Consider the following 26,267-nt stretch of genomic DNA (forward strand, 5'->3'; position numbering starts at 1 on the left):
ACCGGGTCGGACTTAATACATATGCTGGCCGCCATTCATGGCGACATTACTACCTGTCATAAATCCAGCTGCTTCGCTGGCAATAAAGGTGACCAGAGCGGCAATTTCCTCGGGCTTGCCCAGACGGCCGACTGGAATGCCCGCGATAATGCTGTTACGCACATCTTCAGGCACAGCCATGACCATTTTGGTGGCCAGATAACCAGGGGAAACTGTGTTCACGGTCACGCCCTTGCGCGCCACTTCCTGAGCCAAAGCCTTGGTGAAACCGTGCATCCCTGCCTTGGCGGCCGAGTAGTTGGTTTGACCGAACTGTCCCTTGCTGCCATTGATGGACGAGATATTGATCACTCGGCCCCAGGTACGCTCCAGCATGCCGTCAATAAAAGGCTTGGTCACGTTGAACACCGAGTCCAGATTGACGCGCAGCACATCGTCCCACTTGTCTTTGCTCAGCTTGCGGAACGTGCCATCGCGCGTAATACCGGCGTTATTGACCAGGATGTCGACTTGCAGACCGTCCTTCTCGATAGCTTGCGCCATTTGCTGGCACGATTCGAAATCGGCCACATCAACGTGATAGCCCTGAAACACATAACCTGCATCGGCCTGCTCTTTAAGCCAGACCTGGGCATCAGCCTCGCTGCGCGAGTGAGTCACCAGGACTTGATGGCCCGCATCATGCAGGGCACGGGCGATCTCTTGGCCCAGACCGCCCATACCACCTGTCACCAAGGCCGTGCGTTTAACCGTAGACATACCGCTTATGCTCCCTTTTTAGTGTCAGAGGCGCTGGCAGCGTTTGCCCAAGGTGCGCCCCACTGCTTGAAAATATCCATCATTGGCACGGCCGCACTGGTATTGCTGACCACCGCCATCACCGACTTCTGCCAGGCTTCCAGCGCTTCCTGCAAACCGGAGGTGAACTCGGTCTGGTTCTGAATCGCTAATTGATTGATGGTCTGGCTGTCGTTAACGCCGTGCTGGAACAAGCGCCAGAACGTGTCGGCGGGCAAGGTGGCCAAGGACTGCCAGTTAGCCGTTTGCAACAAGCCTTCAATCTCGGCCGTGGTCTGCTCCATGCTGCGCAAATTACTTTTCTGTACGGACTCCAGCCAGCGATGGCCGCCCTCCTGCAGCAGGCGCGTGATACGCAGTTGCAACTCAACATTGGCCTTGTACAGATCCAGGGGAAGTGTTTCCATGCTCATCGAAATCTCCTTAAAGGAAAAAAGTGCCCCCTGACGGGGCCCAGTCCATCAAGCCATCTGAGAGATGGTGTTACGAAAACGCCGCAGTGACAGAAGGAACAACGCCGTCCCGATCACCAGCAGGGCTAAAAAGGGTTGCCATACAGTTTCAATGCCAGCACCCCGGAACAAGATGGCCTGCCCCAGGGACACGAAGTGTGTAGTGGGAGCCAGTTGCATCAGGTTCTGAACAATTTCAGGCATGCTTTCGCGGGGGGTACGTCCGCCCGAGAGCAGGTTCATGGGCAGCAAGGTCAACATCAACAAGAGGCCAAACTGGGGCATGCTGCGCGACAAGGTAGCCAGATAAATCCCCATGGAAGTCATGGCAAACAGACACAGAACGGCGCCGCACAGGAACAAGGGAATGGAACCTTCGATAGGCACGCCCAGCAGACCTCGCACCACAAAATTCAGCGACGCCGCCGTCGCCACCAGGACCACCAGTCCCATGGCCGTGACCTTGGACGCCATGATCTCGCCCGGTGTGACCGGCATCACCAGCAAGTGTTCGATCGTGCCGTGCTCGCGCTCCCGGATCAGGGCGGCTCCGGTCAGGATGATGGACAGCATCGCCACCGAGTTGATGACCTCGGCAATACTGCCGAACCAGGCTTTTTCCAGTGTGGGGTTAAACCGCACCCGCAAGGCCAGATCCACCGGCAAGGTGTCAATGCTGCGATACCGTCGCACAAACTCGTTAACCTCGCCCATCACCACCTGCTGGATGTAGTTATTGCCGGTAAAGGCCTGGCTCATACGGGTGGCGTCAATATTCAACTGCACTTCGGGGCTGCGTCCGGCCAGCACATCGCGCTGAAAGTTCGGTGGAATGTTCAGCACAAAGGTGAACTGCCCCGTATCCATGCCCGAGTCCATTTCCCCATACTCGATCATGTGCGGGTGGATGAATTCAGGCGGATAAAAAGCCGAAGTAATGCGCGCTGACAAGGGGCTCTGGTCCTGGTCCACAATCGCGATAGGCGCATTGTTCAAGGTTTCGGGCTGCGCGGTTGCGGAGGTGTAAATCGAGACCGAAAACACGTACACAATGAGCAGCAGCATCATGGGGTCGCGCGCCAGACTCCACAGCTCCTTGCGGCCCAGCAACAGTACATTCTTGAGTTTTCTCATCTCACTTCTCCTGCTTTTTCAGCAGCATGACCGCCGCGCCCAACACCACCGGAATGGCCAGCAACAAGGCAAACAAGGCCCCGTGCAGATCCGAGAACGTCAGCGCTTTGTTAAATACCCCCCGACTGATGTTGAACATATGCGTAGCCGGATAAATCTCGCCCGCCCAACGGCTGATCCCTTCCATGGAGGACACTGGGTTCAGCAAACCGGACAATTGCGTGGCGGGTAGCATGGTGCCGATCATGGCAAAGAACATGGCCGCGATCTGACTTTTCGTCACGGTGGAAGCCACCAGCCCCATGCCGGTAGAAATCACGCAAAACATCAAGGTGGCCACGCTCAAGGTCAGGAAGCTGCCCTTGATGGGTACATCGAACACCGTGATGGCCAAGAGGCACATGCACAGAAAGTTGATCATCGCCAGGCCGATATAGGGAATTTGCTTGCCCAGCAAAAACTCCACTCGGGTGACCGGCGTGACGTACAGGTTGATGATGGAACCCAGTTCCTTTTCACGCACCACGGACAATGCCGTCAACATCGCAGGCAACATCAGCAGCAGCACCGGAATCACGGCAGGCACCATGGCCGGCAAGCTCTTGACGTCCGGGTTGTAGCGGTAACGGTCCTGAATACTGGCGGGCACGACCAAAGCCCCCGTCCCCAGACGCTCCTTGGCTTGGGTAATCAGCCATTGCTGATGCATGGCCTTCACGTAGCCTTGAATGGTCTCGGCACGGGTAGGCATGGAACCGTCCACCCAGGCGGCGATTTCCGGCTTGCTGCCGCGCAGCACATCACGTCCAAAACCGGGCGGAATTTCGATCGCCAGCGCAATCTTGCCGCGCCGCATTCTGTCGTCCAGATCCTGGTAATCCGTTAAGGGGGCCTGCTCCAGAAAATAGCGCGAGCCGGACAGGTTCAAAGCGTAGTTCTGGCTGATACTGGTCTGGTCGCGGTCCAGCACGGCGTAGCGCAAATCCTCTACGTCCAGCGTGATACCGAAACCCATCACAAACAGCAAAATCAGGGAACCGGCCAAGGCCAAAGTGGCTCGCACCGGATCTCGACGCAGCTCCAGCGCTTCGCGCCAGGTGTAGCTCAGCAAACGCTGCAAGCTGAAGCGTTCGCGCTTTTCGCTATGAGCTTCGTTTGCCACCACCGCTTGTTCTGTCGCCGGTTCCACTTCAGGCTCGGGGCCACTGGCTTCCAGCAAGTAACCGATAAAGGCTTCTTCCAGATCAGCGGCGCCGCGCTTTTTCACCAGGTTCGCAGGCGTATCGCTATCGAGCACTTTACCGGCGTGCATCATGGACATGCGGTCGCAACGCTCGGCCTCGTTCATGAAGTGGGTGGAGATAAAAATCGTGACCTTGTCGCGGCGGGACAACTCAATCAGCAAGCGCCAGAAATTGTCGCGAGCCACTGGGTCCACACCGGAAGTGGGTTCGTCCAGGATCAGCAGCTCTGGCTTATGCACCATGGCCACCGCCAAGGACAGGCGCTGGCGCATCCCCAAAGGAATGGCATCGGGCAAACGGTCCAGAATCTGGCCCAGCTCAAAACGCTCCACCATTTCCGCCACACGGCCTTCCACCTCGTCCTCGGGGACGTGGAACAACTGGGCGTGCAGCACCAGGTTTTGCCGGACCGTCAGCTCGCTGTACAGGGAAAAAGCCTGTGACATATAGCCCACACGACGGCGGGTATCGATGTCTTTGGGATCAACCTCGTGGCCAAACAACCAGGCCTGACCTTCGGAGGCAGGCAACAGCCCCGTCAGCATCTTCATGGTGGTGGATTTACCGCAGCCGTTCGAGCCCAGAAAGCCAAAAATTTCGCCACGACGTATCCGGAAGGACACATTGTCCACGGCGGTAAAGTCGCCAAAGCGAATCGTCAGCCCTTCGGCCTCAATGGCAATATCGTCGGCATCCACATCCAGTGGCGGGATTTCTACGGCCTTATGGCCTTGACGCTTGTCCTCGGGCAAGAGGCGAATAAAGGCCTGCTCCAGACTCTTGCTTTCCGTGCGCTCCAGCAGTTCCTTGGGCGAACCTGTTGCCAGAATCTGGCCGTCGTCCATGGCGACCAGCCAATCAAAACGCTGGGCCTCGTCCATATAAGCGGTGGCGACAATCACGCTCATGCCGGGACGTTCGATGCGAATACGCTCGATCAGATCCCAGAACTGCTTGCGGGCCAAGGGGTCCACGCCGGTGGTAGGCTCGTCCAGCAGCAGAAAGTCCGGGTCGTGAATCAATGCGCAGCACAAACCCAACTTTTGCTTCATACCGCCCGAAAGCTTGCCTGCTGGCCGTGTCAGAAAAGGATGCAGGCCCGTGCTGCGCGTCAAATCATCAATTCGGCGACGGCGCTCGGCAGCATCGTGCCCGAACAATCGACCAAAAAACTGCAGGTTTTCTTCCACCGACAAGGTGGGATACAGGTTCTTGCCCAAGCCTTGAGGCATGTAGGCAATGCGCGGGCAAATCTGGTCGCGATGGCTTTTTTCCGCCATATCGCCACCCAGCACTTCAATACGGCCTTCCTGAATCACACGGGCGCCCGCCAGCAAGGACAGCAAGCTGGACTTGCCCACGCCGTCAGGACCAATCAGTCCGACCATGCAAGCGGCAGGCACATCCAGGCTTAAACGGTCCAGTGCGAGCGTGTCGCCATAACGCTGGCTAAGTTCAACAACGCGAGCAACCGCCGCCGCTTGCTGCTTGGGCATGGTTTACTCCGTCAAGGTGGAAGTCAGCGACTCAGGCCAGCTGGCATTGGGGTCCAGCTTTACCCAGGCCACACCGGGCAAGCCGGTCTTGACTTGCTCCAGGTGCTTTTTCAACAGTTCGGGGGCAATCTGGGCCTTGACGCGGAACATCAGTTTTTGGCGCTCCGAGGCCGTTTCCACACTCTTGGGGGTGAACTGGGCGGAACTGGCCACGAAGGACACGGTAGCTGGAACCGGGATGTCCGGAATGGCATCCAGCACCAGACGCACCTCGGTGCCCAACGCCACCTTGCCGGCCACTTCGCTAGGCAGGAAGAAGGTCATATATACATCGGACAGGTCCAGCACATTCAGCACACGGCCACCAGCACCCAGTACTTCACCGGGCTGGGCGACACGAAACTGCACGCGGCCATCGCGGGGGCTAACCAATTCACTGTCGCGCAAGTCGGCTTCGATACGGGCCACAGCAGCCTTGGCGGCTTCCACGGCAGATTGGGCACCGATCAGCTGAGCTTTGGCAGCATTAATGGCCGCTTCTGCGGCATTGGCCTGGGCCTTGGTAGCAGCTACCGCAGCCTGGGCACCACGCACGCGGGCACGGTCATCATCCAGTTCCTGTGCCGAAGCGGCACCCTCTTTGGACAAGGTAGTGGAACGCGCCAGACGACGTTGGGCCGCGTCCAGTTCCGACTCACGTTGACCAATCAAGGCTTTGGCAGCGATGGCATCGCTTTCACGCAAGGCCACTTGGGCCTGAGAGGCCGCCACATTGTTTTCAGCCTGACGCAAACCAGCCACAGCTTCATCGCGGGCCGCTTCCAGACTGTCTTGCTGCATGATGGCCAGCACTTCACCTTCTTTCACGAAATCGCCCTCGTGGGCGGCGATGCTTTGGATACGTCCGGCAAACTTGGTGGAGATATCAATCTCGGTCGCCTCGATACGGCCATTACCACTGACAAAGCCAGCGCCAGGGCCGGTATTGGACATTTTCTGCCATGCCCACCACCCCAGGCCCAGAACCCCGGCAACGATTAGGACAGGAACAAGATTTTTTTTCAAAGAGGATTGTTTGCTCATAGCTGGCTCGAGGATGGATCCGAATTAGAGGAGTTATGGGTGTTGGTCAGGGGCTCGGAGGGGTCCAGCCCACCGCCCAAGGCGCTATACATGGCAATCTGGCTGGCCAGGAGCGCGCGGCGCGTTTGCACCACTTGCTGCTCCACATCCAGCAAATCACGCTGCGCATCCAGCACTTCCAGATAGGCAGCCGAACCGTTGTCGTAACGCATCTGCGCCAGACGGGCGCGCTCGGTCTGGGCGTTTCGGGCGACCAGCTGAACGTCCAACTGCTGGCTTAACCAGTGGCGTGTCGACAAGGCGTCCGACACTTCACGAAAGGCTGTTTGAATAGCTTTCTCGTATTCCGCAATGCGCATGTCGCGACGCACATAGGAGGCGTCCAGATTCGCGCTGCGGCGGCCACCATCAAAGATGGGCAGGGAGATGGTTGGAGCAAACATCCAGGCCTTGCTGCCGGAATCAAACAAACCATCCAGCTCGGCGCTGGCGGTGCCGAAATTGCCAGTCAAGGCAATACGGGGGAAGAAAGCGGCACGGGCAGCCCCAATATTGGCATTGGCGGCACGCAACTTGTGTTCAGCCGCAATAATGTCGGGACGCCAGACCATCAGGTCCGAAGGCAAACCGGGGGACAGCTCGGCCAACATGATGTTTTCATTCAAAGGCGCACCGGTTGGAGACACGCCCGGATCGGCCCCCAGAAGCTGTTGCAAGGCATGTAGTTGCACCGCACGTTGCTGTTCCAGCTGGGCCAGCATGGACTGAGCCTGCGTCAGCAAGGTTTGCACCTGCGTCACATCCAGCTTGGACGTTGCGCCAACTTCATAACGACGGGAGAAAATGCGGTAAGACTCCTGACGAGTCTCTACACTTTTGCGGGCGATCTGCACGCGTTCGTCCAGCTCGCGCACCACAAGATAGTTATTGGCCACTTGCGAGACCAAAGCGACATGCACGGCTTGTCGGCCTGCCTCGGTAGCCAGCCAGCCTTGCAAGGCAGCATCTTCCAGGCTACGTACGCGGCCCCATAAATCCAGCTCCCAACTGGTCAAACCGACTTGGGCACGATAATCACCCCCTGTCACCGCCTGGCCGCTGGGGTTCATGTCCCCAGGCACACGCGAGCGAGCAGCTTGCCCCCCTACGGTAAACTCAGGAAAGCGTTCGCTGCGCTGCAAATTCAGCATGGCACGGGCTTCGTCCACCCGTAAAACAGCCACGCGCATATCGCGGTTATTTTCCAGCGCAGTCTCAATGAGCTTGCTCAGAACCGGATCTTTAAAGTATTCGCGCCAACCCAGATCACGCGCTCGCACCGCATTGGCCGGGCCTGCGGACAGGTCCGAGTAAGCCTGTGGAACAGGGGAAGCGGGCTGATCGTAATCGGGTGCCATCGAGGCACAACCCGCCAGGGTGACCAGCAAGGCAGCCAGCGCGAAATGAGGGCGACGCGCAGCGCTTCGGTGCTTGAGACTCAAATCGTAGGTCTGTGGGGCCATTGGAAAAAATGCCTAATGAGAAAAAGGGAACTGCCGTCAAGGCAAAACAGCACGTCAGCGATGGGCTTTGCGCCTATCGCCGACATCAAACAGAGCGACAAGCTCACCATTTAGCGAGCTTGTATGAACTGACTGCTTACTTCACTAATACGTATTGACCGGGAGCCGGGCCGATTGGGGCGTAGCCCTGTTTGGCGGCACCCATTTGCGGTGGTTTCACCTCCGCTCCCGAGCGCGCCTTGAGCCATTCCGTCCAGGCGGGCCACCAGGAACCCTGATGCGAGGTGGCTTGTGCCTGCCAGTCGTCCACCAGAACAGGCGCAGTGCCCGCCGCGCGGGTATGAATCTGATATTTGCGACGCGGATGGCCCGGTTCGCTGACAATCCCGGCGTTATGCCCACCTGTGGTCAATACAAAGGTGATTTCGGCAGGCACCAGATAATGCAACTTGTAAACAGAGCGCCAGGGGGCAACGTGATCGGAAACAGTACCGACACAAAAAATAGGCAAATTAACTTGCGCCAGAGAAACAATACGGCCTTCAACCGGATAGCGGTTTTGACTTAAATCATTATTCAAATACATGCGGCGCAAATATTGCGAATGCATGGTGGCGGGCATACGCGTGGCGTCTGCATTCCAGGCCATTAAATCGTTCAAGGGGCGGCGTTCGCCCAATAAATATTTATTAACCATGGGCGCCCACAATAAATCAGCGGAGCGCAGCATTTGAAAAGCGGCTTCCATCTGATTGGCGCGCAAATAGCCCTCGTCGGCCATCTGAGCTTCCAGCAGGCTGACCTGACTTTCGTCAATGAACAGGGACAAATCGCCCGGCTCGGAAAAGTCGGTTTGGGCCGCAAAGAACGTCAGGGAGGCAAGCCTGTCGTCCCCATCGCGTGCCATGGCAGCCGCGGCAATCGCCAGCAAGGTGCCGCCCAGGCAATAACCGGTGGCGTGGATTTTCTGGCCGGGAACAATGGCGTTGACAGCATCCAGGCTGGCCTTCCAGCCCAGGCGAATGTAGTCGTCCATCCCGAAGGCATGATCTTCGGCAAGCGGGTTTTTCCAGGACAGGCAAAACACCGTGTGGCCTTGATCCACCAGGTATTTGATCAGGGAATTTTGTTCGGACAGATCCAGAATGTAGTACTTCATGATCCAGGCCGGAACGATCAGCACAGGCTCTGGATGGACCTGCTTGGTAGAAGGCGTGTACTGGATCAGTTCGACCAGCTCGTTACGTAGTACCACCTTGCCCGGCGTGGCCGCCACATCCTTGCCGACCACAAAATCTTCGGTGCCTACGGGCGGTTCACCCGCGAACTGGGCCTGCATATCCTGCTGCCAGTTCTCCAGGCCACGGCTGAAGTTATCCCCCTGTTCTGCAAGGGTTTTATCCCACACCAAGGGGTTGGTCCAGGCAAAGTTACTGGGGCTGAGCATGTTCAACCATTGCTCAACACCAAAGGCAATCAGTTTTTGATGATGAGGCTCCACACCGGCTACGCCTTCCGTGGCACTTTGCCACCACTGCTGCTGCGCCTGATAGGTTTGTCGCAGCAAATTAAAAGGCCAACGATCCCAGGCGGGGTCGGAAAAGCGGCGGTCGGTATAGGCAGGCGCTGCAGCTTGTTCTGAGGTTTGGGGAGACAACTGGGCTGATGCGGCCAGTTCCTCGCTCCATTCACGAAATAGCTGTTCCCACTGACGTTGCGCCAACTGACGCAACTGTTCTTGTTTGCCAGGGCTAAGGGCCAGATGACGCATCCAGTCCATCCAGGCAAGAAACTGCGATTCGGGGGAGATGGAACTCCAGATACGAGCCCAGGCGGCTCGTGCGGATGCGTCTAACTGTTCAGTCTGATCAAGGGACTGCCTGCTAACCATTGCCACTCCGCAAAAAGTACATACAAAAAACAGATACGACTGCTTAGTCTTTTTAACAATACACCAGTTTACATCTAAACTTTTTGTATGCAGGCCTTTTAATAAAGAGCCATAAAAAACCTTTGCGTTAGATCAAGTTCATGGCAGATAAAAAACGACCAGCCTCAACCACATTTGTTGTTATACCGTGCCTGTTATGGAATAGGGAAATAAAAACAAGTGGAAAAACAAATAAAGCCTCACTAAAAAAACTCAGGCTTTAAAAAACAAAGGCGATGCAATCCAGTGAAACAAGCGGTAACCCAGACTCATGGCACAACTATTATTTCCACAGCAATGTGACAAAACAAGCACAGCCCCTCGTCAAGCCCTCCAGCCGCAGCCAGGCTGGCTTGCCATCGGCCTGGGACAAGTGGCCTGATATACTGCAAGCCCCATATCTTGCCCATCCCCACAGGATGACATGACAGACACGCACCAAAATAAACCTTCTAAAAACGAAAGCACAAACAAGCGACGTTACCTACCGTCAGCTGAGCGCAAACGCGAAATCCTGAAAGCCGCTTTTGAAGAGTTTTCTCATCGGGGATTTCTGGGCACTTCGCTGGAGCGCATCGCCGCGCGCGCCGGGATCTCCAAGTCCGGCATCTACGCGCACTACAGCAGCAAAGATGAAGTGTTCGAGGACATGCTCCACAGCACTCTGCTGCCACCTGATGGCAATACCTTTGAGTTGTCCGATACCTCCGAGGCAGACACCCTGTCCTGTATCGTGGATGAGTACCTGCACCAGTTGTATGAACGCCTGTCCAACCCGGACGTGCAAGCCATGTTCAGGCTTTTGATGACAGAAAGTGGCCGCGTGCCGGATCTGGCTCATTACTGGGGCAAACAGCTCCTGAGCCAGAACTACACCGCCAATCAGGCGTTTTTTGAACTGGGCATACAGCGAGGTCTCATCCGCCCTGACGTCAGTCCCTCCGACTACATCCTGGCCGCCTCTCCCTCCCTGATGTGGCTGATGGTTTTGCTGGTTCTGGGACCACAGAACTCGCCCGTGCCCTTTGAAGAAGTACATCAGTTGCACAAGCGCTTGCTGATAGAGTGCCTGCAACCTGCATCGGCCTAAGGGCTGCTCATCAAGAACAAGCCAAACAAGTTCGTCTGCTTTGGCAAGCGGGCTTGTTTGAGCCTCTGCATGCCCCCTACCCCTTGGTTGTGCCATAAGCCTCATCAAGGCAGACGTATAAGCGCGTCTGATGCACACGCTACACTTGCGGGCAACAACCATTCCATCGAACCGCAACTGACCGTACAATAGTCGGTTGCAGTCCATTTTCAATGGGTTCCCTCACCCCATTCACCAAAAAGGTCCAGACATGACTCTGCCTACCGTGCCGTCTTCACGGCTGTCGTTCTACGTACGACTTCTGATTGCCTTTCACATTTTTATTGTGATTGCCAGCAATTATCTGGTTCAACTTCCTATTGAACTGTTCGGCTTCCATAGCACCTGGGGAGCCTTCAGCTTTCCCTTTGTTTTTCTGGCTACCGACCTGACCGTCCGCTTGATGGGCAAGTCCGAAGCGCGCCGCGTGATTACCCGCGCGATGTTTCCAGCCCTGATCGCCTCTTATGTGGTCTCGGTGCTTTTTAATGAAGGGCAATTCAACGGCTTGCAAGCACTGGGCGAATTCAACAGCTTTGTGTTCCGTATTGCCTTGGCCAGCTTTGCCGCCTATGTATTAGGGCAACTGCTGGATGTACAGGTCTTTGATCGCATCCGTCGCGACTACAAACAATGGTGGCTTGCTCCAGCGGCCGCCTCGATCTTTGGGCAGGCACTGGATACCTTGGCCTTTTTCGGCATCGCTTTCTGGCACAGCAGCAATCCCTTCATGGCCGAACACTGGGGCGAGATCGCCGTCGTCGATTACGTCATCAAACTGGGCGTCAGCCTGCTGCTGTTTGTACCTATGTATGGCGTACTGCTCAACTCCCTGATCAGCACCATGAAGCGCCGCGCCCTGAGCACCGCACAGGTCAAAGCATGAAGCCACACACTCCCCGCCGCCGGGCCCTGGTTCTCTTTTCGGGCGGACAGGATTCAGCCACCTGTCTGGCCTGGGCTTTGGACCGCTTTGCCTTTGTAGAAACCGTGGGCTTTGACTACGGCCAGCGCAACCATGCGGAACTGCAGTGTCGACAGACACTAAGAGACAAGCTTTGCCAGCAGTTCCCGCACTGGGCAGAGCGCCTCGGGCAAGACCATGTGCTCGATGCCAGCGTCCTGGCTCAGATAGGCGGCAGCGCCATGACTGAATCCATGACTATCGCCATGCAGGAAGATGGTCTGCCCAATACCTTTGTGCCGGGTCGAAACCTGCTGTTCTTTACCCTGGCTGGCGCCCTGGCCTACCGTCGGGGACTGGATACGCTGGTTGGCGGCATGTCTGAAACCGATTATTCGGGCTACCCGGACTGCCGTGACAACACGCTGAAAGCACTGCAAGTGGCATTAAGCCTGGGGATCGAGCGCCCACTGACCGTGGAAACACCACTGATGTGGCTGGATAAAGCAGATACCTGGGAGCTGGCCCACCAGTTGGGCTCGGATGCTTTAGTGAAGCTGATTCAGGAAGACAGCCATACCTGTTACCAGAACGAGCGGGAAACCTTGCATGAATGGGGATATGGCTGCGGGCAATGTCCGGCTTGTGAGCTGCGGGCGAAGGGGTATGGAGATTGGAAGTTGAGGGGCTGATCGCCTCGCTACTTTTTGCAGTGGCAAGGGTGCAGAGCACCATGTAGGCTCCATGTCTCATCCCACACCCTTACTCTGCATACAACGACCACGATTCCAAAAAATCAAGCCCCCTCAATGATCCACAATTTAATTAAATACTTATCCCATAAGAATTTTTCTAATCTCATTAATTACCATTAAAAAAAGTCTTATATTTAAAAAAACCTTCCAAAATTTTTTAAATTAAAAAAAGTTAAATATCATTAATTATCTTCTCTCGTAAGGCCTACGCCAGGTTTCACCATTTGATCCCCATGCCCCCTCTTTCTCGTTCGTTCTGAAACACAGCGAGCCACTACACTTAGACCAAATAAGATTTACACCTAACTTTTCCAATTCAAGAGCGCGTGATTCCATAGCAGCTATCTCTTGGCGCCGAGTATCGATTTCCTCCTTCGTCGGAATGATACTCATAACAACTAACAATGCAGCGCCCAAAATTACAAATATCAAAATGGTTAGACTACAAAAAATCTTAAGTCCCAACCATCTCGCCGCACGCCTATACCTGTCCGCCGCTAGCACAGCTTGCTCGTCAGCTTTTATGAAATGCTGTTGAAGCAGCTTAGCTGCTTCAACAGCATGGGTCGTCGCAGCCCCATCAATCTTATGAACCACAGACTGCGCAAGAGTCCCCATACGGGCTTCTATCCTTGTCCGCATCTCATCCAATGCAGAAATCGCAGCTTCTGCTTTTTCTTGGTTTTGCCCGCTGGCAATTAAAATCTTAGTCACCACATCGAGTTGAGTCTGAATCTGGTCATCAAATTCTTTAGGTGTCATATCTACCTTTCCAAACTTAGCCCTTTCCGTTCAAGTTTATATTGTCGCTCTTTCGCACGCTGTCTCACGAGTTCAAGATCCTTCTCTAACTTCGCCTGCCTTTCCTTTATCCATAGAGAATGCTCAAGATTCAACTCTAACAAATCAGTGAGTGGTGCGAATCTAAGAAGCCCTCCTGGCTCAGCCAAAAGCAAAAGCCCCCCTGAACCTACTTCCCCCTTCCCCTGCGTGCGTCTTACCCAAGCCAAGTATTCATTTATTTGAGCCCCTGTATATAGAAAATTTTGGGTGACTATATCTTTGGCTAAAGTGTGAATAAAGTCTTCCAACAGCTCTATTTTTGGACCTCTTGGACGGGGAAAAGCATCCAAGTATGGAACCACCCTTAATCCAAGAGTATTTTCGGTAGCTTTGGTTTCAATTGACCAATGGACCTCTCTAGAAATCGACTCAAACTGCCTCTCTTGAACTGCCACACACAAAATCGAATGTCGGCTTTTCTCCTTAGCTAAATTCGCTCCCTCCGCCTTAAACTCAATAAGCCGAACGACGCCTGTAAACTTGAGGAGTACGTCACCTAACAATTTATCAGCGGGGGTTTGCTGCAATAGATTAACTGAGCCTGCAAGCATATTTTTTCTCTGCTTATCACGCAGAGAGTAACCAAGCGCAAACAGAAAATTACCAATAGTAATATTCTCGTATAGCTTCATCCTTCCCTCAATTATTTAAAGCCCAACAAAAACAGTGCAACTACCATATAAAAAACCCAACCACCAAAGTGGCTGGGCTCCTATAAAAAATTAATTAAATCACAGCTGCGCTGGCTCCGTCTGCACCTGATACACCGGATAGCTTCGGCACAGGTTCACAATTTTTTCCCGAATCTCGTGCTTGACCTTATCTAAAGTGCCAGCCTCGTAGGCATCAAGCACATCACACAAGTAATGCGCCAGCTGCTCGCAGTCCTTCACCGTAAAGCCACGTGTCGTTACAGCCGGCGTTCCGATACGAATACCCGAGGTCACCATGGGCGAACGGGGATCATTGGGCACCGAATTCTTGTTCACGGTGATATAGGCATCTGCCAAGGCATCACTGGCCTCTTGCCCGGTGTAGGGCTTGGTCGACAAGTTGATCAGCATCATGTGGTTATCTGTCCCGCCTGACACGATGTTGTGACCACGCTGCATCAGTACCGCCGCCATGGCACGGGCATTACGCACCACGTTTTGCTGATAGGTACGGAATTCCGGCTGCAGAGCCTCTTTGAAAGCAATGGCTTTGGCCGCGATCAAGTGCATCAATGGGCCGCCTTGCACGCCGGGGAATACAGCGGAATTCAGACGTTTGTAGAAATCTTCGCTTTGCCCTTTAGCCATGATCACGCCACCACGTGGACCGCGCAGGGTTTTGTGCGTTGTGCTGGTGACTACATGGGCGTGTGGCAAGGGGCTGGGGTACTCACCCGCCGCCACCAGACCAGCTACGTGGGCCATATCCACCCAGAACCAGGCACCGACCTTGTCAGCAATCTGGCGCATACGCGCCCAATCCTTCACACGCGAATAGGCGGAGAAACCACCAATCAGCATTTTGGGCTTGGTCTCGATAGCAATGCGCTCCATTTCGTCGTAATCGATCAGCCCGGTTCGGGTATCAACTCCGTAAGGAACAATGTTGTAAAGACGCCCGGAAATGTTGATGGGGTTACCGTGGGTCAGGTGACCACCCTGAGCCAGGTTCATCCCCATCACCGTATCGCCCGGTTTGAGCAAAGCCAGGAATACTGCAGTATTAGCCTGCGCTCCAGCATGAGGCTGTACGTTGGCGTAATCACAATCGAACACCGCTTTCAGACGCTCGATAGCCAGACGTTCGGCTACATCTACAAATTCACAACCGGCGTAGTAACGCTTGTCCGGGTAACCCTCGGCGTATTTGTTGGTAAACACGGAGTTCTGAACCTGCATAACCAAAGGGCTGGCGTAGTTTTCCGAGGCAATCAGTTCTACGTGATCTTCCTGACGGCTTTCTTCGCCCTGAATGGCCTGAGCCAATTCCTTGTCGAATTCAGCCAGGCTGAGTGTGTTGTCGTACATCGCTTTTCCTTAAAAAAATTTCTACCCACGTCGCGGCTACTTGCTTGGCCGCCTTGCAAAGCAGGCGCACGCCCTAACCGTGCGTGCGCTTGAACTCGCGCATGAACTCTCCCAGCGCCTGTACCGCATCCAAGGTGACGGCGTTGTAGATGCTGGCGCGCAAGCCCCCCGTTGACTGATGGCCCTTCAAGCCGTGAAAACCATTCTTTTGCGCTTCTTCAACAAATAAAATATCTAAATCAGTTTCAGCAATATGAAATGGAACATTATTGATGGATCGATAGTCAGGTAAAACATTGTTGATATAGAAACCATCACTGCCATCAATAATCTCATAGAGCAGCTGCGACTTTTTCTTATTTATTTTGTGCAATACTTCTATTCCACCAACACGCTCTATCCATTCCAGCATCAAACCCAGCACATACCAGGAAAAGGTTGAGGGCGTATTTAATAGCGATTGTTTTTTTGCTTGAATGGAAAAATCCAAAGCTTGTGGCGTATTTGCCAAAGGCCTGTCTAAAATAGCAGGATTAAGTAATACCAGCGTAACACCGGCAATTCCCATATTTTTCTGGGCCGAGGCATAAATCAAATCGTGAGCCGAGACATCAATCGGTTTTGACATCAAGCTGGAGCAAGCATCACATACCAAGGGAATAGGTGAAACAGGTGGTTTTGAAAATTGCAAGCCCTGTGCAGTTTCGTTCTCTGTGTAATGCAAGTACGCTGCATCCCGATTAATATTAGATTCATTAATCTCGGGAATACGATCAAATCCAGTTTCATAAGAACTGGCTACGATTTCGACATTCCCATATTGCTTGGCGGCATTAGCCGCCTGTTCCGACCATAAACCCGTATGTATATAGTCCGCTGTGTTTGCTTGATGAAGCAGGTTCATCGGTATTTGAGAAAACTGCAGGTACGACCCTCCTTGCAGGAGCAAGACGTGATAGTCCGTTGGCACGGCCAGAACACGACGCACAGCGGCGTCGGTACGATGGGCAAAATCCATGAAAGGCTGGGAACGATGGCTGATTTCCATCACGGACACCCCTGTGCCCGCAAAATCAAGCAGCTCATCACGTATTTGCAATAGAACATCCATTGGCAAGGCGCTGGGCCCTGCGCTGAAATTAAAGGGTCGGGACATACTTGCTGAGATCCTGTACAAACCTGAACGCCGGAACAGGCCCCCCTATTTCGGCAATGACAATCAAGTCTACGAGCACAATGGTCTGACTAGTCAGACCATTAATATTCTCTGGAGCAGACCGCATGACGCGTTCGTTTGAACTGGACACCTTGAAGATGCGTCTTAACGATGACGAACTTCAATCCCTGGATCTTCACCAACGCATTCAGCGTGCCTTGCGGGCGTTGATTCTGGATGGCGCGCTGGGTCCGGGGGTCAAGCTGCCTGCCACACGCTCGCTGGCCAAATCCTTGGGCATGGCCCGCGATACGGTTGAAAACGCCTATGTTCAACTGCATCGCGACGGCTTTATCGTGCGGCGCGAGGGCTCGGGCAGCTATGTTTCCGAGTCGGTCGGCACGGAGCTGCGCGGCAGTGCCTATCGCCGCATCAAAGCTCAGGATCTGAAACGCAGCGTAATGGAACCCGGTACGGGCTTGAGCCGTCGGGGTCGCGCCGTGTTTGAAAGTGGCGGCATTGCCGATCAACAGACCATCAAGGCCTTTGCCACTGGCCTGCCGGAAACCCGCAACTTCCCCACCGATGTGTGGGAACGCCTGCAGCGTCAGGCCATGAAAGACTATCGAGCCAACATCCTGCTGCATGGCGATCCGCAAGGCACCGAGTCCCTGCGTAAAGCGATTGCCGTGTACCTGAATCTGGAGCGTGGTGCGAAGGTCTCGGCCGATCAAATTTTGATTCTGAGCAGCACGCGCCAGGCCTTGTTCCTGTGCGCGCAATTACTGGTCGATGCTGGCAAACCCATTCTGGTTGAAAATCCTGGCTACTTCGGCGCCCGCAAAGCCTTTGAAGCGGCCGAGGCTCGTGTCGTACCGATTGGCGTGGACGAGCAAGGCTTGCGCACCGATCTGCTGAATGAAGATCGCAGCGGCGCGAACTGCATTTACGTGACACCCTCGCACCAGTACCCCACCGGGGCCACCATGTCCCTGGAACGTCGTCTGGAGCTCATACACTGGGCGGCTGAAAATGGCCGCTGGATTATGGAAGACGACTACGACAGTGAATTTCATTACGACGGCTTACCCACGGCGTGTGTGCAGGGTCTGGATAAATACCAACGCACAATCTACTTGGGCACCTTCAGCAAAACCCTGTATCCGGGCCTGCGCATGGGCTATATGGCCCTGCCACCCGAGCTGGTCAAACCCTTCACCCAGGCACGCAGCATCATGGATGGTCACACACCGCAAATCCTGCAGCTGACGCTGGCGCGTTTTATGGAGGACGGACATTACAACTCGCATATTCGCGCTATGCGCAAGCTGTATGCCGGGCGGCGGGAGATCATGCTGGAAGCCATCGAGCAGCACTTGCAAGGAATCGTTCGTGCGGCCCGACCTGAAGGCGGTTTGCAGATTCCCTGCTTTCTGGAGCCGGGCTGGTCAGAAGAACACACGCTGCGCCGCGCCTTGAGCGCTGGCGTTCAACTGCCGGGTTTGAGCCGTCTGTACATTGGTGAAGAAAAACAACAGGGCTGGCTGCTGGGCTATGCCTCCCTGACCGCCTACGAGATCGAGTCCGCCATGTTGCGTCTGGCCAACGCTCTGCGTCAGGGCAAAGGCTGAGCCGGGAAAAATCAGTACATCAAGGGGTATCGCCGGTTCAGGTCTGCGACCCCTTCCAAAATGGCATTCTCGGTGCGGGGATTGCGCGAACCACTGCGCACCCCGCCCAGCAAGGCCAGAATCATGTCGCCAATTTCCTTGAAATCATCTTCACCCAAACCGCGAGTCGTACAGGCGGCACTGCCGACCCGTACCCCCGAATAGGCGCCAGAGGCTTGCTCATACGGCACACGGTGTTTGCTCAAGCTAATGCCCAACTGAGCCAGAACCTGCTCAACCAAAAGCCCGGAAAGGCCCCAAGGGCGCAAATCCACCACACCAAAATGACAGTCTGTTCCCCCTGACACCACCGTCAGCCCACCTTCGGACAAGCGGCGACACAGGCTGCGCGCATTGATGATGACGGACTGGGCATAGGCCTTATAGGATGGGCTCATCGCTTCACCCAAAGCCACCGCCTTGGCGGCCAGAATGTTCAGCAAAGGTCCGCCTTGCAGCCCTGGATATACGGCCTGGCTCAAGCGCTCGGCCAGCTTGGGCTCATTGCTCAAGATAATCCCACCACGCGGTCCGCGTAAGGTGCCATGCGTGGAAAAGGTCGTGACATGGGCATGTTTGACGGGTGACTCCATCAGACCTGCCGCCACCAGCCCCGCGCCGTGGGCCAAATCCACCATCAAATAAGCGTTGATCTCGTTGGCAATATTCCTGAACTCGGCAAAATTTGGCGTACGTGAATAGGACGAACCTCCGGCAATGATCAACCGCGGCCGTTCCTTGTGGGCCAGGGCACGAACCTCGTCCATGTCGACCCATTGCGTCTGACGATCCACTCCGTACGAGCAGGTCTGAAACCAGCGTCCGGACACATTGAAATGCGAACCGTGGCTAAGGTGCCCGCCCGCACTTTGATCCAGCGCCAGAATCGTGTCGCCCGGCGAGAGCAAGGCCAGGTACACCGCCAGATTGGCCTGGCTGCCCGAGTGCGCCTGCACATTGGCGTAAGAGGCCCCAAAAACCGACTTGGCCCGCTCGATAGCCAGCTCTTCGGTTTGATCGGCTTGTTCGCACCCGCCGTAAATCCGTTGCCCAGGATAGCCTTGCGCCTGCTTGTTGCTGAGCAAGGAGCCCTGCACGTCCAAAACGGAGCGGCTCAGGTAATTCTCGGAAGCGATCAGCTCAATGGTGTGTTGTTGACGACGCCGTTCGGCTTCGATGATGTCCCAAAGATTGCGATCACTTTGCTGTAGAAATTGCGAACCCGCCAGAGGCTGGTGGGGGGTGTCGCCACCGGCAAGACTCTTCATGGGAGTTCCTGTTTAGAGATTGGCCACGATAGGGTCGTGGCTCATTGCCCGATACCAGGCAAAAGTGCTGCCCTGGACGCACGAACTCCAAGGGCGAAAGATAAACATCCTATTCTGTTTATCGATCTATAAAACAGTCCATTAAAAATTAACTCACCAGACCACTTTTAATTATTGTTATTTGAATAAAAATTCAAAGCATAAAGAATTAAAAACCCTCTGAAACACAGAGAGAACGCCAATCCCGATCATCCTGGTCAAGAATTAAAACAAGATTCAAATTTTTATCATTAAGTGGTCTGTCAAATGATCTTGAAATGGTCTGTCATTTATTGTCATAGGATCATTAGAATGCAGCCAACGAATACTCAACGCCCGTACTTCTAAACGTTCAAGCAGATTATCACCTTTTTCAATCTGTACACGATAAACACATCCCCAGTTTTCCCACGACTACAGGAAACGCCATTGCTTTAACGGCAGTTCAACCACGCTGATCCCCACGGCTCAAGAAACCCGGCAACGGGATTTTTTTGGGCCTTGTCCATAAGAATCGGCAAATCCTTTTAAGCCTGCGAATTTCCATTTGGAAATAAAGATAGGTGGAGTAAAGAAACGACCTGTTCATTTCGAACAGATCGCAATCAACAGCAAGGAAGTTTGAAATGACAATCAAAAGCTACGAAACTGATGACGCCGTACGGAATATGCTGCAAAAGCTGTCTGTACTTTGGAAAAACCGGGCTGCCGTGAATCAGGAACTGCCGGACTACAACAATCTGGCTTTCGATCCCAACAAGGCCGATTTCAGTGAATGCCTGCTGCCTTTTCGCGGGCATCAGGCATGGCTGGAAGCTCCTGAAGAATTGAAATCGCAGTGCTTGTCCTACGCCTGGGGCATTTACAACCTGAAGACCATTTACGTTGAGTGCAACGTGGTCACGCCTTCTTGCGAAGACATCATCAAGACCCCGCCCCCAAGCGCCAACCGCAATCTGCTGCAAGACGTGATGTCCCAGGCCTTGCTGGACGAGGCCCTGCACACTCGCATGTCCATCATGGCCTGCAACTACATCTACTCCATGCGTGGTCTGACGCCCCTGGATTTCACCAATTTCAACCTGGTGCAGTGGCGCAATGACATCCTGAGCCAATGCGGTTCCGAATCCGAGCGTCGTCTGACCCGCTTTGCCATTGCCTGCGCGTCCGAGACCCTGATTACCGACTACCTGAAGACCATGGCCGAGGACAAGAGCATCCAGACCGTGTGCCATGAAGTTACCCGCACCCATGCCATGGACGAGTGGAGCCACTCCAGCGTGTTCAGCTTTGTTGCGTCGGACATCATTCACGGACTGAGCCAGAAAGAGCGCGAGCATATGCGCGCCGTTATTTTGCGCACCGTAGAAATGTTCGCCAACAATGAAATGGGCGCCTGGGAAAAAGTCTTCTCCATGGTGAACTTCCCCAATGCTCGCGACATCTTGCACGACACCGGCGACTCCAACGAAATTGGTGTGTACACCGGCTCGGTAGAAAGCCTGATCGAACGCATTGGCCTGAACAGCAAGTCCGGCAAGGCTCCTGCCGAGGCCGAACAACAGGAGGCGCTGCAATGACAGCCATGATTCAGGCGCGCTGCGAGACCGTTCGCCCCGAGGCCGGAAACGTCAAAGTGTTTACCTTGCGGGTGCAGGGCGGCCATTTTGATTTTCTGCAAGCCTTGCAGGCAGGCAAGCACGTCGCCCTGAGCTACCCCGATACCGGCGGCACCATTCAACAGCGTATGTATTCGATCACTCGTATGGCCGATCCAGACCTGATTGAAATTGCCGTGAAAGGGTCGGGGCGCAATAGTGTTTCCGATCACTTGCACGCCACCTTGCGCGAGGGCATGAGTGTGCCCCTGCAATATGTGGCGGGTGAAATCTCGGTGAACTCCATTGTGGGTTACCAGCGTATCGCCATGATTGCAGGCGGCATTGGCATTACCCTGCCCATTGCCTTGCTGCGTGAATTGGCGACGCGAGCCCAGGACGGCTTGCCTGTACCACAAGTACATTTGCTGCTCAGTATTGCCCGTATTGCCGACATTCCTTTCCTGCACGAGCTGCTGCAGCTGGACCTGGGCACCAGCTGGTTCACGCTGACCGTGTTTGTCACGCAGGAAAAGATTCGCGAAAGCGCTCATTTCAAAGTGGGTCGCCCCTCTTTTGAAAATATGGAGCAGTTAAAAGACCCACAGGCCGTCGTGATTTGCGGCAGCCACGGTTTTGCCCAGGCCTTGCGCGAATACACCCTTCAGGCTCACCCCATCTCGCACATGTTGATCGAGGCTTTTTCCCCGCCCGCCAGTTCCGGCGTGGAAATCCTGCCTGAAGCAGACAGCGCGCCCTTGCAAATCAATGTACGCAGCACCGGGCAAACGCTCTCGCCTGAACCGGGCAGCAGCTTGCTGGAAATGCTGGAGGCCGCCGATGTGCCTATTCGTAGTCAATGCCGCTCGGGTATTTGCGGCGCGTGCCGGGTACAGATTTCGGAGGGCGAGTACCGCTCTGAACCGGATTTTTGCCTGAGCGACCAGGACAAGGCCCAGGGCCATGCACTGGCATGTTGCACCTTCCCCTTATCGGGTGCCATTAATGTAGACATCGGTACCACGAGCTGACATCCTTACCATCTGGATTGAAAGAACCTCTTATGAAGAAAGTCATCGCACTGCGTCATATCCATTTTGAAGACTTGGGCACACTGGAGCCTGTTCTGATCGAACAGGGCTACCAAGTTCAATACATTGACCCTTCCGTCGAGTCACTGCGTCACGTGGGTGAACAGGACGCTGACCTGCTGGTTGTATTGGGCGGGCCAATCGGCGCCTACGACGAAAAGATTTACCCCTTCCTGTCTGATGAGCTGGAACTGATCAACAAGTTCTTGCTGGCAGGCAAACCTTTGCTGGGCATTTGCCTGGGCGCACAATTGATTGCGCGCGCCCTGGGTGCCAATGTATACCCCCTGGGTGTGAAAGAAATCGGTTTCTCTCCGTTGAAACTGAGCGAAGCGGGCAAAGAATCGCCCCTGGCCGCCGTTAGCGGCATTCCCGTCCTGCACTGGCATGGGGATCAGTTCGATATTCCAGACGGAGCCATTCACCTGGCCAGCACGGACGTAGGCCCCAATCAGGCCTTCTCCTTCGGAACCCAAGTACTGGGCCTGCAATTTCACCTGGAAGCCGACACCAGCAAACTGGAACGCTGGCTGGTTGGTCATGCCAACGAACTGGGACAAGCTGATATCGATCCGCAAATGCTGCGTCTGGAAGCCATGGCGGTACAAAAACGCCTGCACGCCGCTGCCGCTACGGTCCTGACCAGCTGGCTCAGCCAACTTAAACAGGCCAGTTCCGCTGATTGCGCTGCATGAACACTGCTGCTGTAACGTTCGTCGATCGTGAACGACATCCCTACCATGTGGATGTCGTTTCGATTCAGTCGCAAGTCGTCTACGGTCGGGTGGGCAACAATGTTGCCGGCCCGACTTTGCGTAGACACGGCTTTAAAGTGGCCGCCGTTCCCACCGTGTTGCTCAGCAACAACCCGCAATACCCCACGGTGCACGGCGGCGCTGTCCCCGATGAATGGCTGGAAGGCTTTCTGAATGATCTGGTCTTGCGCGGTGCGCTGGACAAGGTACGCGCTGTCCTGATCGGTTATCTGGGCAGCGCCAACCAGGCCGTCATCATTGCACGCTGGTTAAAAGCGTTGCTGCAAGAGCACCCTGACACTCTGGTGATAGTGGACCCGGTCATGGGTGATCTGGATGTAGGCGTCTACGTAGACCCGGCACTGATCCCCGCCTATCACGAAACCTTGCTGCCGCTGGCCACGGGCCTGACCCCCAATAATTACGAGCTGTCCTTGCTGTCCCAACAGCCTTGCGACACCATCCAGGGCAGTTCCAGCGCCGCGCACGCCTTGCTAAATGGCCGGACCGAATGGGTCATTGCCACCAGTGCCGCCCCCGACTCCTGGCAGGATGGTCAGATCAAATTATTGATGTCTCGCAAGGAGCCGCGTGCCGACACCCTGCTTAGCCATCCGCGCGTGGATTGTGCCGCCAAAGGTACCGGAGACCTGTTTGCCTCCACCTTGCTGGCCCATCTTATTTTGGGTGCAGACCTGCATTCTGCGGTGCATACGGCCAGTGCCAGTGTGCTGCATCAATTGGAGTTGACCCGCCAGGCCGGACATCAGGAATTAATTCTGCCAATAGATCCTTTCCGAGCCTGAGCAAATATTTCCTAATCTAACAAACCTTTCAACCGGCAGTCGTTCTCGTTAAGCTGTGCCCTCTTAGTTACAAACGGAGCATGACATGGGGCTGCCTTTTAAAAGCACGCTACATCCACGGGTGTTCTGGGGATCTACCTTTATCGTCCTGGTCTTTTTGCTGATCGGGATTATTTTCCCTAAAGACGCCGCACTTATTTTTGAGCAGTTACAAAACTGGGTCATCAAAAGTTTCGGCTGGTTCTATATCCTGGCTGTGGCCCTGTTTTTCTTTGCCGTCGTCTATCTGGCATTAAGCCGCTACGGTAATTTGAAATTAGGGCCGGACGACTCGGAACCTGATTACCCCTATCTCACCTGGATGGCGATGCTATTTGCTGCCGGTATGGGGATTGGCCTGATGTTCTTTGCCGTGGCCGAGCCGCTGCAACACTTCTCGGCCCCGCCCTCGGGCCTGGCCAGCACAGTGGAAGCCGCCCATCAGGCGCAGATCATCACCTTCTTTCACTGGGGCGTTCACGCCTGGGCCGTCTATGCGGTCGTTGGCTTGTCGCTGGCCTACTTCTGCTTTCGCTACAACCTGCCCTTAACCATCCGCTCGGGCCTGTATCCCTTATTTGGCAAGCGTATTGAAGGCTGGATTGGCGATAGCGTGGATATTTTTGCCGTGTGCGGCACGCTATTTGGTATTGCTACCTCCATGGGTTTGGGCGTACTTCAAATCAATGCCGGTCTGGAGCATTTATTTGGCTGGCCGCAGGAAACCTGGCTGCAAATTGTCCTGATTGTGGTGGTTACCTCACTGGCTACCTTATCTGTTGTCAGTGGACTGGATGTTGGCATTCGCCGCCTGTCCGAACTGAATTTGCTGGTTGCCATTGCCTTGATGCTGTTTGTGCTCGCCGTGGGCCCCACAGCCTTTTTGATGAATGCTTTTGTACAGAATATCGGCGGTTATCTCGATAACTTCTTTGCACGCTCATTTAGTACACAAGCATTCCGCGGGCAAAGCTGGATGAAAGCCTGGACCCTGTTTTACTGGGCCTGGTGGATCGCGTGGTCGCCCTTTGTCGGCATGTTCATCGCCCGCATCTCGCGTGGCCGCACCGTACGTGAATTCGTACTGGGCGTCTTGCTGGTGCCCACCGTCTTCACCTTCTTCTGGATGACCGTTTTTGGCAACACCGCCATCTTCCTGGATATGGGTGTGGCGGCAGGCCAACTAGCCCAGGATGCTGCCGCGAATGCATCCGTGGCCCTGTTCGAGTTCCTGGAATACCTGCCTTGGTCCAATGTAACCTCGACTTTGGCAATTATCCTGGTAGCCATTTTCTTTGTGACCTCGGCCGACTCGGGCTCTTTGGTTATCGATACCCTGGCCGCCGGTGGGGTGGAAGATGCTCCAGTCTGGCAACGCATTTACTGGTGCGCGCTGGAAGGCACCGCTGCCTCCCTGCTCTTGCTGGCCGGTGGTCTGACAGCCTTGCAAACCGTCACGCTGGTCAGCGCCCTGCCCTTTGCCATCATCATGTTCTTGTTGATCCTGGGGCTGTTCAAAGGCATGAAGGCAGATATGTCACGATTGCGTCGCCAAGGCCCCATGTCCGGCCCGGCTCCCGGCTCGGAAGTGTCCTGGCGTCGACGCCTCTCGACGATCCTGCACACGCCCAACCAACGCGATGCCCGGCGCTTCATGGGTGAAACCGTGGTTCCCGCTTTGCAGGCCGTGGCCGACGAGCTGGGCAAACGCAATCTGAATGTCAGCCTGGAGACCAGCGAGCAGGATACGGCCCAACTGACCATTCAGGCCGACAACCAGCGTAACTTTGTCTATGGCGTCGAGTTGCGCGCTCGTCGGGTTGCCAGCTTTACCGCGGCAGCAGCACGCAACGAACAGGCTCGCCCTCAAGAATGGCAAGTGCGTACTGTCTTTGCCGATGGCAGTCGGGGTTATGACTTGATGGGCCTGTCCTCCAGTCAGGTCATTAACGACATCCTGAACCACTTCGAGCGCTATCAGTCCCTGGTCACTTCCGAAGCCACCGCGCTGTACGCGCAGTCGCCCGACCCGAGCTAAGCCTCTGTTCCGGTCTCCAGTTTTCTTTCCAGAATCTGGGGACCGGGCCCTTGCTGGCCCAGAATATCGGCCGGATTACGCAAGGGACACTCACTCATGGACAAGCACCCACAGCCAATACAGTGGGTCAGCTCATCGCGCAGTCGCGTCAACTGCTCAATACGATCATTCAAACTGGCCTGCCAACGGCTGGACATGGCTCGCCATTGCTTGCTCGATGGCTTGCTGCCCGGTGGCAAACCACGCAAGGCCTCGTGGATTTCCTCCAGAGGAATCCCGGTACGCTGCGCTACTTTGATGATCGCAATGTAGCGTAAAACCACCGAATCAAAACGACGCTGGTTCCCGCTATTACGGGTACTGGCAATCAAGCCCTTGGCTTCATAAAAATGCACGGTCGAGACAGGGACACCACTGCGTTTGGCCACTTCCCCCACCGTCAAGGCACGACTGAAATCCACTGTTTTTGCCATCTTGACACCCCTTGACCTCAAGTTAACTTGAGGTTTTATAGTC

22 protein-coding genes are annotated in these 26,267 nt (G+C 54.9%); 9 read left to right on the forward strand and 13 right to left on the reverse strand.

The features are described from left to right. Positions 1–12 precede the first annotated feature (12 nt). The 7 genes from phbB to N879_RS10370 form a co-directional block, all read right to left on the reverse strand. Positions 13–759, reverse strand: a complete 747-nt coding sequence (gene phbB / locus N879_RS10340) for an acetoacetyl-CoA reductase (protein ID WP_009459304.1) — start codon at positions 757–759, stop codon at positions 13–15. 5 nt (positions 760–764) lie between these two features. After that, a complete protein-coding gene (locus tag N879_RS10345) occupies positions 765–1,205 on the reverse strand; it encodes a phasin family protein (protein WP_235484280.1) in 441 nt (146 codons plus the stop codon). 54 nt (positions 1,206–1,259) lie between these two features. Next, complete coding sequence (locus N879_RS10350; protein ID WP_021446932.1) at positions 1,260–2,384, reverse strand: ABC transporter permease; 1,125 nt, start codon at positions 2,382–2,384, stop codon at positions 1,260–1,262. Between the two features lies 1 nt (position 2,385). Further along, positions 2,386–5,124 carry a ribosome-associated ATPase/putative transporter RbbA gene (rbbA, locus tag N879_RS10355; protein ID WP_021446933.1) on the reverse strand — a complete coding sequence of 913 codons (2,739 nt, stop codon included), beginning with the start codon at positions 5,122–5,124 and terminating at the stop codon, positions 2,386–2,388. Between the two features lie 3 nt (positions 5,125–5,127). Beyond that, complete coding sequence (locus N879_RS10360; RefSeq protein ID WP_009459316.1) at positions 5,128–6,207, reverse strand: HlyD family secretion protein; 1,080 nt, start codon at positions 6,205–6,207, stop codon at positions 5,128–5,130. Beyond that, the gene (locus N879_RS10365; protein ID WP_009459317.1) at positions 6,204–7,709 is read right to left on the reverse strand and encodes an efflux transporter outer membrane subunit; all 1,506 of its coding nucleotides are present in this window, start codon (positions 7,707–7,709) and stop codon (positions 6,204–6,206) included. Before N879_RS10365 ends, N879_RS10360 begins: the two co-directional genes overlap by 4 nt. Before the next feature lie 136 nt (positions 7,710–7,845). Continuing rightward, on the reverse strand, positions 7,846–9,600 hold the full coding sequence (locus N879_RS10370) for a PHA/PHB synthase family protein (RefSeq protein WP_031232705.1): 1,755 nt from the start codon (positions 9,598–9,600) through the stop codon (positions 7,846–7,848). Between the two features lie 463 nt (positions 9,601–10,063). On the opposite strand from N879_RS10370, the gene N879_RS10375 reads away from it, so the two are divergent. From N879_RS10375 to queC, 3 genes are all read left to right on the forward strand, one after another. Further along, on the forward strand, positions 10,064–10,729 hold the full coding sequence (locus tag N879_RS10375) for a TetR/AcrR family transcriptional regulator (RefSeq protein WP_009459318.1): 666 nt from the start codon (positions 10,064–10,066) through the stop codon (positions 10,727–10,729). Positions 10,730–10,979: 250 nt separating this feature from the next. Continuing rightward, the gene (locus N879_RS10380; protein WP_022983354.1) at positions 10,980–11,654 is read left to right on the forward strand and encodes a 7-cyano-7-deazaguanine/7-aminomethyl-7-deazaguanine transporter; all 675 of its coding nucleotides are present in this window, start codon (positions 10,980–10,982) and stop codon (positions 11,652–11,654) included. Next, positions 11,651–12,364 (forward strand): 7-cyano-7-deazaguanine synthase QueC, encoded by a 714-nt coding sequence (queC, locus tag N879_RS10385; protein WP_021446936.1) that lies wholly within the window; start codon positions 11,651–11,653, stop codon positions 12,362–12,364. The genes N879_RS10380 and queC overlap by 4 nt, the downstream gene beginning before the upstream one ends. A 249-nt stretch (positions 12,365–12,613) precedes the next feature. Here the strand turns inward: queC and N879_RS10390 are convergent, their stop codons facing one another. The 4 genes from N879_RS10390 to serC all read right to left on the reverse strand — a co-directional run bounded on the left by N879_RS10390 (position 12,614) and on the right by serC (position 16,447). Then, positions 12,614–13,189: a hypothetical protein gene (locus N879_RS10390; protein WP_009459321.1), complete on the reverse strand. Its 576-nt coding sequence runs from the start codon at positions 13,187–13,189 to the stop codon at positions 12,614–12,616. Between the two features lie 2 nt (positions 13,190–13,191). Beyond that, entirely contained in the window at positions 13,192–13,902 is a 711-nt protein-coding gene (locus tag N879_RS10395; protein ID WP_009459322.1) for a hypothetical protein, read from the reverse strand. A gap of 99 nt (positions 13,903–14,001) precedes the next feature. Next, positions 14,002–15,291: a serine hydroxymethyltransferase gene (glyA, locus tag N879_RS10400; RefSeq protein ID WP_021446937.1), complete on the reverse strand. Its 1,290-nt coding sequence runs from the start codon at positions 15,289–15,291 to the stop codon at positions 14,002–14,004. 73 nt (positions 15,292–15,364) lie between these two features. Further along, positions 15,365–16,447 (reverse strand): 3-phosphoserine/phosphohydroxythreonine transaminase, encoded by a 1,083-nt coding sequence (gene serC / locus N879_RS10405; protein ID WP_009459323.1) that lies wholly within the window; start codon positions 16,445–16,447, stop codon positions 15,365–15,367. A 125-nt stretch (positions 16,448–16,572) separates the two neighbouring features. On the opposite strand from serC, the gene pdxR reads away from it, so the two are divergent. Then, positions 16,573–18,078: a MocR-like pyridoxine biosynthesis transcription factor PdxR gene (gene pdxR / locus N879_RS10410; RefSeq protein ID WP_021446938.1), complete on the forward strand. Its 1,506-nt coding sequence runs from the start codon at positions 16,573–16,575 to the stop codon at positions 18,076–18,078. An 11-nt stretch (positions 18,079–18,089) separates the two neighbouring features. On the opposite strand, the gene glyA (N879_RS10415) is transcribed toward pdxR, so the two are convergent. Next, positions 18,090–19,385: a serine hydroxymethyltransferase gene (glyA, locus tag N879_RS10415; RefSeq protein ID WP_009459325.1), complete on the reverse strand. Its 1,296-nt coding sequence runs from the start codon at positions 19,383–19,385 to the stop codon at positions 18,090–18,092. Between the two features lie 665 nt (positions 19,386–20,050). Between glyA (N879_RS10415) and N879_RS10420 the strand changes: the two genes are divergently transcribed. From N879_RS10420 to N879_RS10440, 5 genes are all read left to right on the forward strand, one after another. Beyond that, positions 20,051–21,004, forward strand: coding sequence for an AurF N-oxygenase family protein (locus N879_RS10420; RefSeq protein ID WP_009459326.1), 954 nt, complete (start codon positions 20,051–20,053; stop codon positions 21,002–21,004). After that, positions 21,001–22,053, forward strand: coding sequence for a 2Fe-2S iron-sulfur cluster-binding protein (locus N879_RS10425; protein WP_009459327.1), 1,053 nt, complete (start codon positions 21,001–21,003; stop codon positions 22,051–22,053). Before N879_RS10420 ends, N879_RS10425 begins: the two co-directional genes overlap by 4 nt. Positions 22,054–22,085: 32 nt before the next feature. Then, positions 22,086–22,808 (forward strand): glutamine amidotransferase, encoded by a 723-nt coding sequence (locus N879_RS10430; RefSeq protein ID WP_021446939.1) that lies wholly within the window; start codon positions 22,086–22,088, stop codon positions 22,806–22,808. After that, positions 22,805–23,674, forward strand: coding sequence for a pyridoxine/pyridoxal/pyridoxamine kinase (gene pdxK, locus N879_RS10435; protein ID WP_021446940.1), 870 nt, complete (start codon positions 22,805–22,807; stop codon positions 23,672–23,674). The genes N879_RS10430 and pdxK overlap by 4 nt, the downstream gene beginning before the upstream one ends. Before the next feature lie 85 nt (positions 23,675–23,759). Beyond that, positions 23,760–25,751 carry a BCCT family transporter gene (locus tag N879_RS10440; RefSeq protein ID WP_009459329.1) on the forward strand — a complete coding sequence of 664 codons (1,992 nt, stop codon included), beginning with the start codon at positions 23,760–23,762 and terminating at the stop codon, positions 25,749–25,751. On the opposite strand, the gene soxR is transcribed toward N879_RS10440, so the two are convergent. Then, positions 25,748–26,224 (reverse strand): redox-sensitive transcriptional activator SoxR, encoded by a 477-nt coding sequence (gene soxR / locus N879_RS10445; protein ID WP_009459330.1) that lies wholly within the window; start codon positions 26,222–26,224, stop codon positions 25,748–25,750. The genes N879_RS10440 and soxR overlap by 4 nt on opposite strands. Positions 26,225–26,267: the final 43 nt, after the last annotated feature.

This window comes from Alcaligenes sp. EGD-AK7, assembly GCF_000465875.3.
Taxonomy (GTDB): Bacteria; Pseudomonadota; Gammaproteobacteria; order Burkholderiales; family Burkholderiaceae_B; genus Alcaligenes; species Alcaligenes phenolicus.

Excerpts from the sequence above, each read along its gene's own strand:
- N879_RS10375 (WP_009459318.1), top strand. The coding sequence starts at position 10,064 with ATGACAGACACGCACCAAAATAAACCTTCTAAAAACGAAAGCACAAAC.
- N879_RS10360 (WP_009459316.1), bottom strand. The coding sequence starts at position 6,207 with ATGAGCAAACAATCCTCTTTGAAAAAAAATCTTGTTCCTGTCCTAATC.
- N879_RS10395 (WP_009459322.1), bottom strand. The coding sequence starts at position 13,902 with ATGAAGCTATACGAGAATATTACTATTGGTAATTTTCTGTTTGCGCTT.
- N879_RS10370 (WP_031232705.1), bottom strand. The coding sequence starts at position 9,600 with ATGGTTAGCAGGCAGTCCCTTGATCAGACTGAACAGTTAGACGCATCC.
- pdxK (WP_021446940.1), top strand. The coding sequence starts at position 22,805 with ATGAACACTGCTGCTGTAACGTTCGTCGATCGTGAACGACATCCCTAC.
- N879_RS10365 (WP_009459317.1), bottom strand. The coding sequence starts at position 7,709 with ATGGCCCCACAGACCTACGATTTGAGTCTCAAGCACCGAAGCGCTGCG.
- rbbA (WP_021446933.1), bottom strand. The coding sequence starts at position 5,124 with ATGCCCAAGCAGCAAGCGGCGGCGGTTGCTCGCGTTGTTGAACTTAGC.
- N879_RS10390 (WP_009459321.1), bottom strand. The coding sequence starts at position 13,189 with ATGACACCTAAAGAATTTGATGACCAGATTCAGACTCAACTCGATGTG.
- soxR (WP_009459330.1), bottom strand. The coding sequence starts at position 26,224 with ATGGCAAAAACAGTGGATTTCAGTCGTGCCTTGACGGTGGGGGAAGTG.
- serC (WP_009459323.1), bottom strand. The coding sequence starts at position 16,447 with ATGTCCCGACCCTTTAATTTCAGCGCAGGGCCCAGCGCCTTGCCAATG.
- glyA (WP_009459325.1), bottom strand. The coding sequence starts at position 19,385 with ATGAAGAGTCTTGCCGGTGGCGACACCCCCCACCAGCCTCTGGCGGGT.
- N879_RS10350 (WP_021446932.1), bottom strand. The coding sequence starts at position 2,384 with ATGAGAAAACTCAAGAATGTACTGTTGCTGGGCCGCAAGGAGCTGTGG.
- N879_RS10420 (WP_009459326.1), top strand. The coding sequence starts at position 20,051 with ATGACAATCAAAAGCTACGAAACTGATGACGCCGTACGGAATATGCTG.
- N879_RS10380 (WP_022983354.1), top strand. The coding sequence starts at position 10,980 with ATGACTCTGCCTACCGTGCCGTCTTCACGGCTGTCGTTCTACGTACGA.
- N879_RS10440 (WP_009459329.1), top strand. The coding sequence starts at position 23,760 with ATGGGGCTGCCTTTTAAAAGCACGCTACATCCACGGGTGTTCTGGGGA.
- N879_RS10430 (WP_021446939.1), top strand. The coding sequence starts at position 22,086 with ATGAAGAAAGTCATCGCACTGCGTCATATCCATTTTGAAGACTTGGGC.
- pdxR (WP_021446938.1), top strand. The coding sequence starts at position 16,573 with ATGACGCGTTCGTTTGAACTGGACACCTTGAAGATGCGTCTTAACGAT.
- N879_RS10425 (WP_009459327.1), top strand. The coding sequence starts at position 21,001 with ATGACAGCCATGATTCAGGCGCGCTGCGAGACCGTTCGCCCCGAGGCC.
- N879_RS10345 (WP_235484280.1), bottom strand. The coding sequence starts at position 1,205 with ATGGAAACACTTCCCCTGGATCTGTACAAGGCCAATGTTGAGTTGCAA.
- phbB (WP_009459304.1), bottom strand. The coding sequence starts at position 759 with ATGTCTACGGTTAAACGCACGGCCTTGGTGACAGGTGGTATGGGCGGT.
- queC (WP_021446936.1), top strand. The coding sequence starts at position 11,651 with ATGAAGCCACACACTCCCCGCCGCCGGGCCCTGGTTCTCTTTTCGGGC.
- glyA (WP_021446937.1), bottom strand. The coding sequence starts at position 15,291 with ATGTACGACAACACACTCAGCCTGGCTGAATTCGACAAGGAATTGGCT.